The organism is Blautia sp. HCP3S3_D9 (genome assembly GCF_052063845.1).
Lineage (GTDB): Bacteria > Bacillota > Clostridia > Lachnospirales > Lachnospiraceae > Blautia_A.
Genome location: NZ_JBQHWS010000009.1, coordinates 1 through 16,613, shown reverse-complemented (window position 1 = coordinate 16,613; position 16,613 = coordinate 1). Strand labels below are relative to the sequence as shown.

Genomic DNA, 16,613 nt, shown 5'->3' with positions numbered 1-16,613 from the left:
ATATAAGGACGGTATGATCCAATGGACATTTAATAATTTATTCTTATTATTAAAAAGTAACAGATAATCCATAAAAGGAAGGTACAATCCAATGGAAACTTAACGATTTACCTTATTTTAAAGAAGCAACATCTATTAATATAAGGAAGGTATAGTCCAATGAAACATTAACGATTTACCCTATTATTAATCGTAACAGTTCATTCATACAAAGAGGTACAGTCCGATGAGAACTTAACGAATTACCCTATTTAAACTAAATGAGGAAGGTACAGACCAATGGGACAGTAAGTTTAAATAAATTCTAAATACAATTTTATAGAAAGCGAGGTATCATCCCTTGGATACAGAATCTTAACAAGAGCCACGATGGAAAATAAATCGATGGCTCTTTTATTTTGCAAAGTCTATTGTTCTCTTTTCTCTCATATATTTAAGCAACATCCTTTCTTTTGAGGTTATCATTCTATGCGTCTCAAATACATATCCCCTGTCAGATTTTTTTCTGCACGAACCGGGCGGATTCTTCTGCTTTTCTGCATATCTGCAATTGTAGGTTCTGCTACCGGAAAAGTGGTTTCGCATTTTACTCAGAAGCAGGCGACTGTTCCGTCTTCTTCTCAGAGTTCCAGCTGGGGGCTTAGTTTTCAGGAAGAAGGGAAACGCCCTGTAGGAAATGCCACGATTGAAGAATTGTCTCAATATGATGCTTTCTTTGCAGAGAACACCGAAGAAAAGAAACTTTATCTTACCTTTGATGCCGGTTATGAAAATGGAAATACCCCGGCGATACTGGATGCATTGAAGAAACATCAGGCTCCGGCTACTTTTTTTGTTGTGGGGAATTTTATTTCGGAGAATCAGGACCTGATCAAACGGATGGAGGATGAGGGGCATACCGTTGGAAATCATACGATGACTCATCCAAACATGTCGAAGATTTCTACGCAGGAATCTTTTCAGAAAGAATTAGCTGGTGTGGAAGATATTTACAAAGAAATTACAGGAAAAGAAATGACGAAATTTTACCGGCCGCCGCAGGGGATTTACAGTACTCTGAATCTGTCTATGGCAAAAGAAATGGGATATCATACTTTTTTCTGGAGTCTTGCTTATGTGGACTGGTATCAGGACAATCAACCGGATCCCCAGGAGGCTATCGCAAAACTGACGAAACGGATTCATCCTGGAGCTATCGTGCTGCTGCATAGCACCTCTTCTACTAATGCGCAGATTCTGGATGAACTGTTAAGTAAATGGGAAGAGATGGGGTATTCGTTTCATTCTTTAAATGAATTAGTTTCTGCATCTTAAGCAACCCAAGTCTCACACACAATTTCACTTGCAAAGAATAATACAATATAGCTTTTTTACAAATCTGATCTCAAAAATGAGATGCACCCCACCAGGAACAATTCCCGTGGAGTGCATCTCATTTTGTTTATAAATCAATACTTATGAGGATATCAATTTATATTTCCTATATTATTCAGCGTCTGCTGCCTCTGTTTCTTCAGGTTCTTCTGTTGTTTCTGCTTCTTCTGTGTCATCTGCTGCGTCTGCATCTGTTGTATCAGCTTCCTCAGCATCTTCGCTGTCTACAACACCACCTTCAACAACAAGGTCTTCTGGATCAATGTTATCGCCGTATACTGGTTTCAGAGTTTCTTCGAAGTCTGCATGGAAGAACTGTTCGTCTGCCAGAGATTTGATCTCATCATTGATTGCGTTCAGAAGGTCTGTGTTGCCTTTCTGTACTGCAGGTGCGATCGTGTCGATGTCACCAAGAGATTCAATTCCTACAGAGAATCCTTCGTTCTGCTGAGCCCATGCAAGTACCTCTGTGTTGTCTGTGGAAAATGCATCTCCTCTTCCGTCAAGAAGTGCATCGTATGCTTCCTGATATTCATCAAATTTTACAAGTTCGATATCCGGATAGTTGTCTGTGAAGTATGTCTCTGCTGTTGTTCCTTTTACAACGATCAGTTTCTTGCCTTCCAGATCTTTTACATCTGTGATCAGTGCATCGTCAGGAGAAACAACACCAAGAGCTACTTTCATGTATGGAAGTGCGAAGTCTACTTTCTCTGCTCTGTCATCTGTTACTGTGAAGTTTGCAAGAATTACGTCTACCTTTGCAGACTGCAGATATTCTACACGGCTTGCTGCTTCTACATATGTGAATTCTACATCATCTTCGCTTCCAAGGAGATCTTTTGCAAGTCTCTTTCCGAAGTAAACATCGTATCCCTGAACATCACCGTTTTCATCTACATATCCAAATGGATTCTTATCACTGAATACACCGATTTTGATCTTTCCGTCTTCTTTGATCTCATCCAGAGTACGGGCCTGCGCAGTGTTTCCGCCGTCATCTGCTGCACTTACGAGAATACTTCCGCCAAGAAGTGTTGTTGCTGCTACGCCTGTTGCTAATAAAACTGCTAATAATTTTTTCTTCATGTCCTTTTCCTCCATGTTTTAAAAAATTTTGATTTTATAATAATTTTTATAACTATCTTTTGTTATCATGTCTTTCTGACTGATATTCTAAAATGTCGTCTGTTTCTGATTCCTTTATTATTTTTTGGATATTCAGCTTTCAGTCCATTTGAATCCTAAACCGTAATGAACTGTATTTGATTTATAGTTCTTCTATTGTTATTTTTTCACTGTTTCATAATGGAAACTGTTCAGGAACTGTTTTGCTCTGTCTGTCTGCGGATTGTCGAAGAACTGTTCCGGAGTGTTCTCTTCTACGATATTTCCTTTATCCATAAAGATCACTCTGTCTGCTACAGATCTGGCAAATTCCATTTCGTGAGTGACGATCAGCATGGTCATTCCTGTTTTTGCAAGTTCCAGAACTACCTGAAGTACTTCTCTTACCATCTCCGGGTCAAGGGCTGCTGTGATCTCATCCAGAAGCATGATCTCCGGATGCATCAGCATGGCACGTACAATGGCAACTCGCTGTTTCTGACCACCTGAGAGCTGTCTTGGATAGTTGTCTTTCTTATCCAGAAGTCCAACTCTGTCCAGAAGCTGCTCGGCTTCTTTCTTCACTTCTTCTTTGTTTCTCTTCTGTACTTTCAGAGGTGCCAGAAGAAGATTATTTAAAATTGTCATGTTTGGGAAAAGATCGTAGCTCTGGAAAACCATTCCAATCTTCTCTCTGACTTTACTGATATTCTTTTTTTCATTCTCGTAGCTTACGCCATTGAGTTTCAACACACCGCTGTCGATTGCTTCCAGACGGTTGATACATCGCAGGAAAGTACTTTTTCCACATCCGGAAGGTCCTACGATTACTACTACTTCTCCTTTTTGCATGGAGAAAGAAACATCATCCAGAATAGGAACATTGTTTACATATGATTTCTTTAAATGCTCTACTTCTAAAATCGGCTGTCCCATTCATTTATCCTCATTTCTATTAGTCTGCAAACTTCTTTTCCAGAACTCTGGAGAGTCTGGAGAATGGAAAACATATGATGAAATACATGAAGAATACTGCACCGTATACCCAGAGTGCTGCTGTCGGGTTTGTATATCTAGATGCATCAATGATCTGTTTTCCTACTTTTAATACTTCTACTACACCGATCAGGGCTACCAGTGATGTGGTCTTAATCATTCGTGTCAGAAGATTGACTGCGGATGGAAGAAGTCTTCGGATGGTCTGCGGCAGAATGATATAAAGGTATACCTGCCATTTATTTAATCCGAGTCCGTATCCGCTGTCATATTGGTGTTTCGGGATAGAGATCAGTGCGCTTCGCACCAGATCGCCCATCTCTGCAGTTCCCCAGAAAGTAAATACGATAACTGCTGCTGTCTCACCGGTAAGGTTCATTCCCAGATGCTTGGCTGCTCCGAAGTATACCAGAAACAGAAGTACCAGCTGCGGCATGATCCTTACAATCTCAAGGTAAATACGACAGATAAATTTGATTATTTTATTCGGAATGTTCATTACCATTCCGAGAAGAAATCCAAGGACAATGGAAAATACCATGGAAATCAGTGCAATTCTTATTGTTACCCACAAGCCCTGCCAGAGTCTTAATGAGTTGATTCCTTTGAAAAGAACCTCAATCCCCATATTCTGCATAGCGGACTCTCCTTTCTACAAATGAACAGATCAGTGAGATTGGTAAAAGTATGATCAGATATGCGATTACCAGCATCATCAGGGCTTCATCTGTTTTGTAATAAATTCCGATCAGGTCTTTAGTCACAAACATCAGGTCTGCAAGTGCTACTGCACTAAATACAGATGTTTCTTTAATAAGAAAGATTGCATTGGCGCAGAATGCAGGGATGGAATTGGATACCGCCTGCGGCAGGATGATGTTTGTAAATACCTGACTCTTGCTCATTCCGAGACTTAATGCGGATTCTACCTGAATCGGTGGAACATTATCCAGACCGCTTCGGAAAGCTTCTGCCATGTAGCTGCCTCCCAGAAATGCCAGACCTGAGATTGCGCATTGTTCGGAGCTGAGTACGATTCCTATCTTCGGAAGACCGAAGTACAGAAAGAATAACTGTATCAGAAGCGGGGTATTTCTTGATAGTTCTATGTAGCATTCCACGATCTGGCGAAGCACCGGGATCTTGAAATACTTGATCATGCTACAGACAAGTCCTACGATGATTGCGAGGATCACACCGATCACCGCCATGTGAAGGGTGAGCTTCGCAGCTTCTATATAAAGAGGTGTCTGTTCGCGGATAAATTCAAAGTCCATGGTTGCGTTTTCTCCTTCTCTGATATGAAGTTCTTATTCCATTGAATTGTCTGGTCATTATTGCCAGTCTCATATCAGTTTCATCTTATTTATGTATATGATTCAAATAAGATGTTTCATTTATCATTTTTTATTTTTCCTGCCTGAATCTGACTTCTTCTACCTTTATCGTGTTTCTAACAGGCAAGTTTCTCATAAATTGCATCTGCAAGTTTGCGATGTCCGGATTCATCCAGATGTTCCTGATCTGCTTCACCCGGGTGTGCGTAGGCAGAAGCCTGTAAATAGGAAATGTTTCTTGCTTTTGCAATTTTCTCATATACCCGGTGGAGGTTCAAGGATACTTCTCTGGATTTCTTATCGAATTCCGGGTCAAAGTCTTCTTCCCAAATTCGTTCGCCAAGGTAAATCGGAGATACCAGAAGAACTTTGGCATCCGGGTTTACTGCGTTGATCTGATCGAGAAGCTGTTCAATTCCCTGTCCGATGACTTCCGGGGTTGCGCTGTATACGCTTTTACAATCATTGGTGCCAAGCATAAGAACAATGGTGTCTACCGGTCTGTGGCTCTCAAGGATTGCAGGGAGCATCTTTGTTCCTCGTCTTTCTGTGCGGAATGGATCATCGAATACTGTGGTTCTTCCGCAGAGGCCTTCTTCGATTACACGGTAGCCTTTCTCTCTTACTTTGTCATCCAGGATGCTGGTCCAACGGGTGCCCCATCCGTATCTCTGATTGGATGTTCCCGGGATTAAACCGTATGTATTAGAATCGCCGAAACATAAGATTTGTTTCATGTCTTGTCACCTTCTTAACTGATTTTTTAATGCAGGTTTTTCGTTTTTCCTGTTTTCATATCTATTTGATAGGAATACTATACAATCTTTATTTTGGTTTGTCAATCCCTTTTTTGTATTTTTTTGAAAACGTTCATTTTTACACTGTAAAAGAGACGCTCAGAAATATTTTTATTTTCCGTGCAGTTTCGGGACCTAAGATCCCTGCAAATGCACGGAAAATAAAAATATTTCTGAGCTGAGCATTGATTGTGATACTTTTTCTTCGCAAATAAAACTTTCCTGCATAAAATGCGCATTATTTCATAGACATAGATTGGGAAACTTCAAACACTTTAAATCTGTCAAATACAGCATTTATTTATATTGACTAATTCTTTATAAAGCAAAAAGAGCAGCTACTACACCTGGCACGTTGGTGTAATATCTGCTCTTCTTCGTGCGATATTCTGTTATGGATTATATCACTGTTATTATTATTTATGCAATACCTGTTCTACTATATTTTTCCAGCCTGCATATTTCTGGATGCGTTTTTCTGACTGCATCTGTGGAGTAAAGTGGGTGCGGATCATTATTATTTCCAGTCCTGAACTTTGTATTTTTTATATTTTGCAGGTGTGGTACCTGTATATTTTTTAAATATTTTTATAAAATAGCTCTGTGTGGAAAAACACAGATATTCGCTTATCTGTGCTGCTGTATAATCTGAGTATGTCAGCATATTGCAGGCGGCTTCTATCCGTTCTTTTTGGATATAGTCAACCAAGAACATTCCCGTTTCTTTTTTAAACAGTCTGGAAAGGTAACCTGGGCTGATTCCTGCTGCCTCTGCTGTTTCTTCCAATGTGATGGACGTATGCAGATGAAGATGGATATATTTTATTGCAACCTCAATTGTTCTGCTGTAATTTCTCATCCCATGTTTCTGTACTTCTTCTGCAAACCGCATCGCTGCTTTTTCCGATAATTTTTCTATGGAATACTTACTTGTACATTCTTCCACAGTCTGAATATAGCCATCACTTAAAGCATACGCCGTTTCTTCTGGTACTCCACCTTCAATTGCAGCTCTTGTAAACAGAGTAATTCCCGCAATAAACATATTTTTACTGTTTCGCAGTTCATTCCTGGACAAAACTCCCGGAGTTCCATCCGGTGTCTTTTGAAAAATGGACAGCACTCTGTCCGTCTGCCCATTTTTAATCGCATCGTATTGCAGACGTTCACTGGCATAGGAGGCATGTCTCTGAAGATTCTCCCGTCTCTCAAATAAGGTATCCCTGCTTCGATTCTCTGCAATTTTTTCTTCCTGATGACTATATAATTTTTCCATGATTCACATCCCCACATAACCGTTCTCTTCTATAAAAATTCTTATCTTATTTTACACACAATTATGTCCCCAGACAACATCCCTACCAGAATCTTTTCCAACCCTTAGAAAGAATATTAATATTTTAGTATTTATAACAATATTTTACTATATTTTATCATTTGCAAATGATATAGTTCAGATAAAGGTAAACAGTTTGTTTAACATATATCACTAAATTATGGAGGTTTTTATTATGGAACGTGATTTAAAGAAAATCGTCAGCCAGATGACTCTCGAAGAGAAGGCAGGCATGTGCTCAGGTCTTGATTTCTGGCATCTGAAGAGTGTAAAAAGACTTGGAATCCCGGAGGTAATGGTAAGTGATGGCCCTCACGGGCTTCGCAAGCAGGACGACAAGGGCGATCATCTTGGAATGAACGACAGTATCAAGGCTGTCTGCTTCCCTCCTGCTGCTTTAAGCGCCTGCTCTTTTGACCGTGAATTAATGGAATCTATGGGTGAAACGATCGGTAAAGAGGCTCAGGCAAATGACGTATCTGTCATCTTAGGACCGGCTGTTAATATCAAACGTTCCCCACTCTGCGGAAGAAACTTTGAATATTATTCAGAGGATCCATATCTTGCAGGCGAAATCGCAGCTGCATTTATCAATGGCGTACAGTCCCAGCATGTCGGAACTTCCATCAAGCATTTCGCAGCTAACAATCAGGAATATCACCGTATGAGCAATTCCTCTGAAGCAGATGAAAGAACTCTCCGTGAAATCTATTTTCCAGCATTTGAAACTGCTGTAAAGAAGGCTCAGCCATATACCTTTATGTGCTCCTACAATCAGATCAACGGCACTTTTACTTCCGAAAACAAATGGCTTCTCACAGACGTTCTCCGTAATGACTGGGGATTTGAAGGTTATGTAATGTCTGACTGGGGTGCCGTCAATGACCGTGTGAAAGGTCTGGAAGCCGGGCTGGAACTGGAAATGCCAGGTTCCAATGGAACAAATGATGCTCTGATCGTGGAAGCTGTAAAAAACGGCATTCTGAAAGAAGAAGTTCTGGATCAGGCTGTAGAACGTATCCTGAACATTATCTTCAAATATGCAGACCACCGCGCACCACAGGATTTTACTATAGAAAAAGACCATGAAGAAGCACGCCGCATCGCAGAAGAATCTATGGTTCTTCTGAAAAATGCAGACCAGGTCCTTCCTCTGAAAACTTCTGAAAAGGTTGCTTTTATCGGTGGTTTTGCCAAGAAGCCTCGTTTCCAGGGCGGCGGAAGTTCTCATATCAACTGCTTCAAAGTAACTAATGCACTGGAGTCTGTTCCTGCTGACGCACAGGTTACTTACGCAGAAGGTTTCCCTGCTGATAAAGATTTCTATGATAAAAATCTTGCCGCTGAAGCAATTCAGGCAGCAAAAGAAGCTGACAAAGTTGTAATCTTCGCCGGACTTCCGGACAGTTTTGAATCTGAGGGATATGACCGTTCCCATATGGGGCTGCCTGAATGCCAGAACCGTCTTATCGCTGAAATTCTGGAAGTTCAGCCAAATGCAGTGATCATTCTTCACAATGGTTCTCCTGTAGAAATGCCATGGATCAACGATGTGAAAGGTATTCTGGAAGCTTACCTTGGAGGACAGGCAGGCGGTGCTGCTGTTGCAAATATCCTCTATGGTGTTGTAAACCCAAGCGGTAAACTTGCCGAAACTATTCCGGTGAAACTGGCTGATAATCCATCCTATCTGAACTTCGGTGGCGGCGATAAAGTAGAATACCGTGAAGGTGTGTTTGTAGGATATCGTTATTATGATACCAAGCAGATGGAAGTTGCCTATCCATTTGGATACGGACTCTCCTATACTACTTTTGCATACAGCAATCTGCAGATTTCAAACACAACTCCGACAGAAAAAGATACTATTACCGTTTCTGTAGATGTGACAAATACAGGCAACGTTGCAGGAAAAGAAGTTGTTCAGCTCTATGTCAAAGATATGACTTCCTCTGCGATCCGTCCTGAAAAAGAACTGAAAGGTTTCGAAAAAGTCCAGCTTGCTCCTGGCGAAACCAAGACAGTTACTATGGAACTGAATAAACGTAGCTTTGCATGGTATAACACTGAATTACATGACTGGTATGCTGCAAGCGGCAAATATGAGATCCTGATCGGTGCATCTTCCAGAGATATCCGTCTCTCCGAAACCATCGAACTCTCCAGCAGCCAGGTCATTCCGATGCATGTTCATATGAATACCACACTTGGAGAACTGCTCCGCCATCCTAAGACAAAAGAAACTGCTAAAGAGCTGACTTCTAAATATCTCTCTGCAATGAACGGCGGAAGCGAAACTGCTTCTGAATCCGCCGCAGAAGCCATCTCAGAAGAAATGGTAGAAGCAATGACAGATTCCATGCCGCTTCGCTCTCTGTGCAGCTTTGGAGGCTTCTCACGTGCTGAAATCCAGGAGATTATTGATAAACTGCAGGTACTATGCTAATATCCATAAAAACATCTACTCTGCCATTTATCTTATTTCATGTAAAATATTATCCTTAATATAATTTTACATTATATATTGCTTTATATAAGTAAAAGCTACTGCATATACATCCGGTAAAAATAATCCAGATTGCGCAGTAGCTTTTTTATTAATATATAATTTTTAAGGAAAGAACCAAAGGTGGGTTGAATAAGAGGGCAACTGTCGGTGCCCCCTTATTCAGCACACTTTTGGTTTTTCCGAATTGAACAAAGTCGCGTCCGGTATATGGGGATTCAATATCTCACATTCTGTCATTATTTTTTGGATAAGCAGAACTGTCTATGGAGAAGACGATCTCGAAAATCCAGGGATTTTTTTGATTTTGGGCAGAAATTCCCCTTACCCCAGTTTTGTAAGTACGGTATTCGTTTTGAGTTTGGTTTAGGCACTGTTTTTTCGGTGTGTCATATATCTGGAACACACCTTATATGATACGTTTCCTCCACAACACGGACATACTGTGACATCCTTTTTGTACAGTATCTTGATCGCATGTACTTTATCTTCCTTCCTGAACCGTCTCAGAAATTCACGGCAGCCGATCAGATTTCTGCAGATGGGAATCAGTTTTCGTTTATTATGGTTGCTCAGGAGCCCATAGTGACGTATCCTGACAAATCCTTTCGGAGGAACATGCATCAGGAAACGGCGGATGAATTCGGTACCTTCCAGGGTTAACTCCTTCCATTTACCTCCACATTTATAATCCTTTACCCGGATGGTTACCGTATTTTCATCCATATGGAGAATGCGGCTGTTGCTGATTGCAATCCGATGGGTGTAACGCCCCAGGTAATTCATCACAGTTTCTGCTCCGGCAAAGGATTCCCTGATATCTGTAACCCAGTCTTTTTTATAGCACGTATCCAGTAATTCCTGGTATTCATACTGGTTACGGTATTTTTGGGCATCACCTTCATAAGAAAGTTTTCCATTATCATGCAGCTGTTTCAGCCCGGACAGGAATTTTCCCTTAAAAAGCTTTGCCATTGCTTTCCCGGGCAGAAAATAGCCATCTTCTTTCTGGTGCCAGTTACGGTCTGTGTCCAACCCGCCGCAGGTTGATAACACATGAATGTGCGGGTGGTAAGAAAGATTGGATGCCCACGTATGCATAATGCTGATAAATCCGGGGGTGCCTCCCATATGGGAAGGGTCTTCTGAAAGCTCCTGGATGGTTTCTGCCACAGCATGAAAAAAGAGAGAATACAACTCTTTCTGATTACAGTAGATCAATGGGTTCAACTCACTTGGACAGGTAAAGACAAGGTGGTAATAATCAATGTCCAATACATGTTCATTCTGTGCATCAACCCATAATTCATTCGCTAACGCCTGGCACATCGGACAGGATCTGTCACGGCAGGAATTGTTATGGTACTGGATATGTCCGCATGTGTCACATTCAGAGATATTGGCTCCATATGCACCAGTCTTGCAGTTCAGGATATGATGTACGGTTTTTGCCTGACTTGCAGTGGGTGTGTAAGAGTCCAGATATTTCGGATAGAAATGCCGGAGGACATCCTGCATGGTAGGATTATCATTCATCACGGCTGCCCTCCCCATCCTTTTTTTCAAAAGTATCAAAGGGACTCCGGATACCCATAAGTGCTTTGGATGTCATCTGCAGATACACATCCGTGGAATTCGGGCTGCGGTGGCCTAACAGTTGTTGGATAAATGTATGGCTGACTCCGTCTTCAAGTGCGTGGCAGGCAAAGCAATGCCTCATTGTATGCGGTGTTACCCCTTCCGGAAGCCCGAGTTTCCGTGCATGATTTTTTATGAATAGTTGAACGGTTGAACTGGTCAGTGGCTCATCCCTTACTGTGCTTGGAAACAGCCATCCCATCGGGCGGTTATAACGGTACCAGTATTCTGTAAGGATTTCCAGGTTCCTGTCACTTAATATGGTATAGCGGTCCTGTCGGTTCTTTGACAATGGAACATGTATCATCATCTGTTTCCTGCGGATATCTTCATAGCGCAGATGGCAGACTTCACTGACCCGAAGACCGGAGGAATACATCGTTGCAGTGATGGCCTTGTGCTTATAGTTATCCATAGAATCAATAAGTAGGTTTACCTGTTCCCGGGTAAGGATTATAGGGAGCTGCCTGTCGCGTTTCATTTTTGGTATTTTTTTGGAATCCCACACATATCCAAGAGTGTATTCAAAGAAGAAACGGATCGCTGCAGTATAGACATTAATTGTGGAAGCTTTTTTGTTCTCATGATCTTTCATGTAGAATATAAATTTCCGAATATCAGCGTAGGTAATGGACATGGCATCCTTATTAGTGAAATCAAGAAATCTTTTCACAAAACGATAATAGTCTTCACATGTATTTGATGTAAAATTTTTTAACTGCATATCCTGCAGTAATTTAAAAAGGTATTTTTCATTCATCGAAATGTCCTCCAATATAGTAAAAGAATTTTCCGTCAAGAAGTCCTTATCCTTATATTTGGAGGCGCATGGGCATCGTAAAAACACTTGTCTAAAATGATAATATATGTTAATCTGTTCATGGCAGTGGTGGTGTCGATCCTGTTTGATTGTTATTTTGTGGTGATTTAACAATACTACTTTTAGGACTTGGCTACCACTGCTTTTTATATTTCAAAGTAAAAACTGCGCCACAGCCTTGGCAGGCCATCGCGCAGCGATTTTGTTCAACTTTAACTATGATGAATCTCAAATATTGTTATATTTGTCAAATAGCTATTCCCTGTCTATTTATATTATCTTGCACTCTGTTAACTGCACTTTTATTTCTCTCTTGTCAGAAATTTTTTATAAGAAAAATCCATTCCAAAAGCCCCCAGTGGAGCTGTTATTATAATTGCCATAACAGCTACGGAAAGTACAATTTTGCCGCACGGCAGCCCTGCTGCAAATGGAACAGAGCCAATTGCTGCCTGTACTGTTGCTTTCGGAAGATATGCAATTACACAGAAAACTCGTTCTTTCGCAGAAAGATCTGTCTTTACCGTACAGAGCAGTACGCCAAAAGATCTGAAGATCAATGCTATAAAAATCATAGCAACTGCAGCTAATCCGGCGTCCAGTGTATAACGGATATCTACGGCAGCCCCTACCAGCACAAAAAGAATTACCTCTGCGGCAAGCCAGAGTTTTCCGAATTTCTCTGACAATCTCTTTGACACGAAAGCAGTACATTTCATTTTCAGAACACATGCCATACTTACAACTGCAAGCAATCCGGATACTGCAATTTTTCCTTCCAGCCATCCTTCAATTGCGATCAGCAGGAAAGAAAATCCAAGGACAATGATTACTTTCATACTGTTTCTTACATAATGTTTCTTCGCATAAGCAGTCTCAAAAAATAAATACAGCAGGTATCCTACGATCGCACCCAGAATAATTCCCAGGATGATTGAAACCGGAATGTTGGCAAATGCTTTGATGTCTGCGCTGCCGCCCTGTGCCATGCTTAAGAATGTCGTAAACAATACAATAACAAAGATATCGTCACAGGATGCTCCGGCCATGATCATCTGTGGAATCGCTTTCTCTGTTCCGTATTTCGTCTCCATCAGCTGAACCATTCTCGGTACAACGACTGCCGGAGATACTGCAGCAAGTACAGATCCCATTACCGCAGCTTCTACTCTGGTGATTCCCAGAATCGCCGGTGCAAATAATAAATAACCTATGATTTCAAACGATGCCGGAACAAAGGACATCATGATTGCCGGTCTGCCTACCTTCTTTAGATCATCCAGATTCAATGATAAACCGGCCTTTAACAGGATGATGATAAGAGCCATTTTTCTCAGATCTGCAGAAATAGAAAGAATACTCGGATCAAGAAGATCCAGGACATACGGTCCCAGTACAATTCCAGTTGCAAGCATTCCGATAATACGCGGCAGTTTCAGTTTCTGGCAGATTGCTCCCATTGCCAGACCTACCAGAAAAATAAATGATAGTGATGTTAACATTGATATTTCTCCTTCTTTTTTGTTTTCGCACAAAAAAAGCTGACACCTTCTGCGATCAATTAACATTACTTATTAATCAATCGTAGAAGTCATCAGCTTAAATCAGCGGTTTTGGTTTCCCTGGGGAGAACTTCATTCCCCAAAATTCCTGTTTATCATACTACCTGTGTTTTCTTTTGTCAAGTAGTGTTACTGGAAAATCACCTTACAGGTTTCGATGGAATCCCCCAGACTGAAACCATATCCGCGGTTATTACAACACCGTTCTTTTTTATACCTACCAGCCAAACGCATCCCGAATCAATGCCCCAGTTTCTCCATCTATGTAAAATAATTCCTGTTCGTCCGGAGAATCTTTCCACTGGTAAGGGCAGCGGAAGCTCCAGACAGGCCTGTAAACGATTCCCTCTGCAGTTTCATCAATATAATATTCCAGACAGATTTTTGTAACTGGAATCGTGGTTGATTCCGTTTCCCCTGTATCATTCTGTTCTGTAAAAAAACCGATTTTCCCGTCTTTTACATATTGTTCCACTGATTTTAGAATTTCTTCCATAGGAAGCATAGTAACTGATTCTTCCTCTTTCACTTGAAGTGGAATCGGCATATTAAAATAGCAATCTTCAAGTTCAGGGCCAAAACCTGTATTTCCCCGATAATAATGCTGGGAAAGTCCACCCACCAATACTCCATTCAGCAGAATTTCCGTGTCGTAATAATCATATCCTACTTCCATGTCGCTGATTAATTTTCTTACAGAAGTTCCAGTTAAATTAGCTCTGGAAAGCAGCTGATTTATAATATTTAATTCCTCATCTTCCGTACTTTTTCCTAAAGATCCCAGGTCTTTTTCACTTAATCCATTACACTGTATCATTCCGTCTGAAACGAATAACTGCAGTCCTTTTTCTTTATTTTCCCAGACCATTTCGTCTGTCACAGATTTTTCCCAGCCATCTTTCCCACCAAACCAGGAGCGGATTTCTTCCTCTGATACGTTACATTTTTCCAGGATTCCTTTCGAAACATCGGAGGTACTTCCGATAATATCGGCCTCTATCGTAAGCGTTCCTGATTTTCCCTGCAGAGAAGCTATTACATGGTTTTCATTTACCTGTAACACTGTTGTTTCTGAATCATGTTTTTCATTTACTTCCGTAGAATCTAAAGAATTTTCTAAACCTGTTGTTTCCTGCGTACTCTCATCCAGAGAATCCGAAGTGGGTTCTACTCCAGTATCTTCAGCTAGCAACTTTCCTTCTTTCCTGTATTTTTCTATGATATCCCGTACTTCATTATTTAATGGAAGGGTTAACGTAAGAGTCTGAGGCGTATATCCTCTGTAAACATCCTCCGCAGGCAGTGCATAAGAGAGCATTCCTTCTGAATCTGTAAAAGAACCAGTTTTAAAAATTTTTTCGTAAACTTTATAATCTTTCCAGGTGTAATAAATCTTACCGTTATAATCCGGATATGCCTGAATGGTCATGGAAAGCTCTACCTTGGAATCTTCTTTTAATATTTTTTCTGTCAATGCATCATCATACAGGGTAATATGCCCATAATAGAGATTTTCCCCGTCTATCTTATTCAAAGATGCAAGTGCATCTTCTCCATTCACTGTCGCATGGTCCCTGCAACTGATCATATAGTTCCTCGCCTCGTTTGAAGGTTCGCCCAGAAAGCTTAAACTACTGCCATCAAAATAAGCTTCTGTAATAGAAAGCATAGACTGTCTCCAATCCATCTCCTCAGGAGTTATATGATAAGAAGTCATATCTTCTACATTTTCTGCATTTGAATCAGGTTCTGTAACAATCATTTGGGCAGTTTCCTGTCCAGTAACACCCTGCTGCTCCAGTTCTTTATGAAGCCATCCAAGTTTTGTTGCAAGTACACCGGTGCTAATGCCTAATACAGCAGCCACCGGAAGAAGAATCCGAATTATTTTTTTCTTATTCCCTGAACTTTTCTTTCTTCTTTCATCTGGTTTTATGACTAAATTATTCGTGTTACCAATTCTCTCATCTGGAGAATCTAAAATTCCCTTCAGAACATCTTCCATAGCTTTATCAATATTATCGGGTATCTCAGTTTCTTCTTTTAAAATTTTTCTGATTTCTTTTTCATTCATATCCATCACCTCCTAATCACCCTTTTTAATTTTGCTCTTGCCCTGGAAAGTTTAGTTGATACGGTATTGCTGTTCATTTCAAGAAGAACACCTATTTCCTTTACAGAAAATTCATCAAAATAATAGAGTTCTACAATTTTCCTACTTTCTTCATCAAGACATAAAAGCAATTGCTTCCATTCACAAAGATCCAGGTCTTCACAATGTATACCTTCTTCAAAATTTTCCAGTTCTGTGTCACGGTTCTTTTGACGGAGAATGTCTTTACATTCGTTTATCAGAATCCGAATCAGCCAAGTCTTAAAATATTTCACTTCTCTCAGTCCCTGTATATTTTCATAACAGGACAGGATTGCATTTTGCAGTGCATCTGCAATGTCTTGCTCGTTCCGAAGATAAACCCAGGCTGCTTTATATAAGCTCTGCTTATTCATCCGGATCAATTGAACAAACGCTTCTTTATCTCCGTTTTTAGCTGCTGTTACCAAAGCATCCATTTTTATACCCCCTTTTCATTTTTATAACTATTAGACTTGAAATATGGGCAGTTCCTTTCAAAAATTTTTTATTTTATACAAAAAAAGACACAGGCAATCGAAGATGGATCGTCAATGTCTTTTTATTCTCAATTTTCAAATTTGCTCATTTATGGTTGAAAAAAGGTACTTATCTGGTTCCTTTCCATTTTTAATAAAACAAAAAAGCCAGAAAGCCTTGATTTCACTGACTTTCTGACTCGTTAGAAGCAGGGGATGAGAGAATCGAACTCCCACCAAAGGTTTTGGAGACCCCTATCATACCATTTGACCAATCCCCTACAAAGTATATTTTATATACTCTCAAAACTACATACATGTCAACATTCCTTGAGAATTAACTTCCTGCGTTGCCGATTGAGTATTGTCATATACAGTACTCCGCGGGGGTCACTTCGTGACTCCGTCACTCAGCTTTTTTGGTCAAGCCCTCACCCGATTAGTAACAGTCAGCTCCATGCATTACTGCACTTCCACCTCTGCCCTATCTACCTCGTCGTCTTCAAGGGGGTTTACTTCTTTCGAATGGG

General features: G+C 40.6%; 13 protein-coding genes, 1 tRNA gene, 1 rRNA gene and 1 riboswitch. Of the genes, 2 read left to right on the top strand and 13 right to left on the bottom strand.

Annotated features, from left to right (window positions below; translation table 11 throughout):
* The first annotated feature begins 468 nt into the window (after window positions 1-468).
* Window positions 469-1,314: a delta-lactam-biosynthetic de-N-acetylase gene (locus ACTNES_RS03590; protein ID WP_300335249.1), complete on the top strand. Its 846-nt coding sequence runs from the start codon at window positions 469-471 to the stop codon at window positions 1,312-1,314.
* 171 nt (window positions 1,315-1,485) lie between these two features.
* Here ACTNES_RS03590 and ACTNES_RS03585 read toward each other — a convergent pair whose 3' ends face one another.
* The 6 genes from ACTNES_RS03585 to ACTNES_RS03560 form a co-directional block, all read right to left on the bottom strand.
* A complete protein-coding gene (locus tag ACTNES_RS03585) occupies window positions 1,486-2,463 on the bottom strand; it encodes a cysteine ABC transporter substrate-binding protein (protein ID WP_441038523.1) in 978 nt (325 codons plus the stop codon).
* Window positions 2,464-2,661: 198 nt separating this feature from the next.
* Window positions 2,662-3,417, bottom strand: a complete 756-nt coding sequence (locus ACTNES_RS03580) for an amino acid ABC transporter ATP-binding protein (RefSeq protein WP_253292492.1) — start codon at window positions 3,415-3,417, stop codon at window positions 2,662-2,664.
* A 19-nt stretch (window positions 3,418-3,436) separates the two neighbouring features.
* Window positions 3,437-4,114, bottom strand: coding sequence for an amino acid ABC transporter permease (locus ACTNES_RS03575; RefSeq protein ID WP_216460265.1), 678 nt, complete (start codon window positions 4,112-4,114; stop codon window positions 3,437-3,439).
* Window positions 4,095-4,754 (bottom strand): amino acid ABC transporter permease, encoded by a 660-nt coding sequence (locus ACTNES_RS03570; protein WP_291804520.1) that lies wholly within the window; start codon window positions 4,752-4,754, stop codon window positions 4,095-4,097. The genes ACTNES_RS03575 and ACTNES_RS03570 overlap by 20 nt, the downstream gene beginning before the upstream one ends.
* A 176-nt stretch (window positions 4,755-4,930) precedes the next feature.
* On the bottom strand, window positions 4,931-5,551 hold the full coding sequence (locus ACTNES_RS03565) for a GDSL-type esterase/lipase family protein (protein WP_441038522.1): 621 nt from the start codon (window positions 5,549-5,551) through the stop codon (window positions 4,931-4,933).
* A gap of 577 nt (window positions 5,552-6,128) precedes the next feature.
* Window positions 6,129-6,887, bottom strand: a complete 759-nt coding sequence (locus ACTNES_RS03560; protein WP_279207063.1) for a helix-turn-helix domain-containing protein — start codon at window positions 6,885-6,887, stop codon at window positions 6,129-6,131.
* Between the two features lie 235 nt (window positions 6,888-7,122).
* Here ACTNES_RS03560 and ACTNES_RS03555 point away from each other — a divergent pair, with 235 nt between their 5' ends.
* Window positions 7,123-9,393, top strand: a complete 2,271-nt coding sequence (locus ACTNES_RS03555) for a glycoside hydrolase family 3 C-terminal domain-containing protein (RefSeq protein ID WP_441038521.1) — start codon at window positions 7,123-7,125, stop codon at window positions 9,391-9,393.
* Window positions 9,394-9,819: 426 nt separating this feature from the next.
* Here ACTNES_RS03555 and ACTNES_RS03550 read toward each other — a convergent pair whose 3' ends face one another.
* From ACTNES_RS03550 to ACTNES_RS03520, 7 genes are all read right to left on the bottom strand, one after another.
* Window positions 9,820-10,989 (bottom strand): IS91 family transposase, encoded by a 1,170-nt coding sequence (locus ACTNES_RS03550; protein ID WP_287890521.1) that lies wholly within the window; start codon window positions 10,987-10,989, stop codon window positions 9,820-9,822.
* Window positions 10,982-11,851 carry a tyrosine-type recombinase/integrase gene (locus ACTNES_RS03545; protein ID WP_287890520.1) on the bottom strand — a complete coding sequence of 290 codons (870 nt, stop codon included), beginning with the start codon at window positions 11,849-11,851 and terminating at the stop codon, window positions 10,982-10,984. The genes ACTNES_RS03550 and ACTNES_RS03545 overlap by 8 nt, the downstream gene beginning before the upstream one ends.
* Before the next feature lie 362 nt (window positions 11,852-12,213).
* Window positions 12,214-13,413, bottom strand: coding sequence for a cation:proton antiporter (locus ACTNES_RS03540; RefSeq protein ID WP_300335467.1), 1,200 nt, complete (start codon window positions 13,411-13,413; stop codon window positions 12,214-12,216).
* A gap of 76 nt (window positions 13,414-13,489) precedes the next feature.
* Window positions 13,490-13,562: riboswitch (Fluoride riboswitch) on the bottom strand.
* Window positions 13,563-13,690: 128 nt separating this feature from the next.
* Window positions 13,691-15,547, bottom strand: a complete 1,857-nt coding sequence (locus tag ACTNES_RS03535; RefSeq protein WP_441038520.1) for a hypothetical protein — start codon at window positions 15,545-15,547, stop codon at window positions 13,691-13,693.
* Between the two features lie 5 nt (window positions 15,548-15,552).
* Window positions 15,553-16,044, bottom strand: a complete 492-nt coding sequence (locus tag ACTNES_RS03530) for an RNA polymerase sigma factor (RefSeq protein WP_118585873.1) — start codon at window positions 16,042-16,044, stop codon at window positions 15,553-15,555.
* A 249-nt stretch (window positions 16,045-16,293) separates the two neighbouring features.
* Window positions 16,294-16,364: transfer RNA gene (locus tag ACTNES_RS03525), tRNA-Trp, on the bottom strand.
* 138 nt (window positions 16,365-16,502) lie between these two features.
* A 23S ribosomal RNA gene (locus tag ACTNES_RS03520) occupies window positions 16,503-16,613 on the bottom strand; the annotation flags it as partial.

What these genes read in the sequence shown, in the direction of transcription:
- ACTNES_RS03590 (WP_300335249.1), top strand. Translation starts at nt 469, where the DNA reads ATGCGTCTCAAATACATATCCCCTGTCAGATTTTTTTCTGCACGAACC.
- ACTNES_RS03585 (WP_441038523.1), bottom strand. Translation starts at nt 2,463, where the DNA reads ATGAAGAAAAAATTATTAGCAGTTTTATTAGCAACAGGCGTAGCAGCA.
- ACTNES_RS03580 (WP_253292492.1), bottom strand. Translation starts at nt 3,417, where the DNA reads ATGGGACAGCCGATTTTAGAAGTAGAGCATTTAAAGAAATCATATGTA.
- ACTNES_RS03575 (WP_216460265.1), bottom strand. Translation starts at nt 4,114, where the DNA reads ATGCAGAATATGGGGATTGAGGTTCTTTTCAAAGGAATCAACTCATTA.
- ACTNES_RS03570 (WP_291804520.1), bottom strand. Translation starts at nt 4,754, where the DNA reads ATGGACTTTGAATTTATCCGCGAACAGACACCTCTTTATATAGAAGCT.
- ACTNES_RS03565 (WP_441038522.1), bottom strand. Translation starts at nt 5,551, where the DNA reads ATGAAACAAATCTTATGTTTCGGCGATTCTAATACATACGGTTTAATC.
- ACTNES_RS03560 (WP_279207063.1), bottom strand. Translation starts at nt 6,887, where the DNA reads ATGGAAAAATTATATAGTCATCAGGAAGAAAAAATTGCAGAGAATCGA.
- ACTNES_RS03555 (WP_441038521.1), top strand. Translation starts at nt 7,123, where the DNA reads ATGGAACGTGATTTAAAGAAAATCGTCAGCCAGATGACTCTCGAAGAG.
- ACTNES_RS03550 (WP_287890521.1), bottom strand. Translation starts at nt 10,989, where the DNA reads ATGAATGATAATCCTACCATGCAGGATGTCCTCCGGCATTTCTATCCG.
- ACTNES_RS03545 (WP_287890520.1), bottom strand. Translation starts at nt 11,851, where the DNA reads ATGAATGAAAAATACCTTTTTAAATTACTGCAGGATATGCAGTTAAAA.
- ACTNES_RS03540 (WP_300335467.1), bottom strand. Translation starts at nt 13,413, where the DNA reads ATGTTAACATCACTATCATTTATTTTTCTGGTAGGTCTGGCAATGGGA.
- ACTNES_RS03535 (WP_441038520.1), bottom strand. Translation starts at nt 15,547, where the DNA reads ATGAATGAAAAAGAAATCAGAAAAATTTTAAAAGAAGAAACTGAGATA.
- ACTNES_RS03530 (WP_118585873.1), bottom strand. Translation starts at nt 16,044, where the DNA reads ATGGATGCTTTGGTAACAGCAGCTAAAAACGGAGATAAAGAAGCGTTT.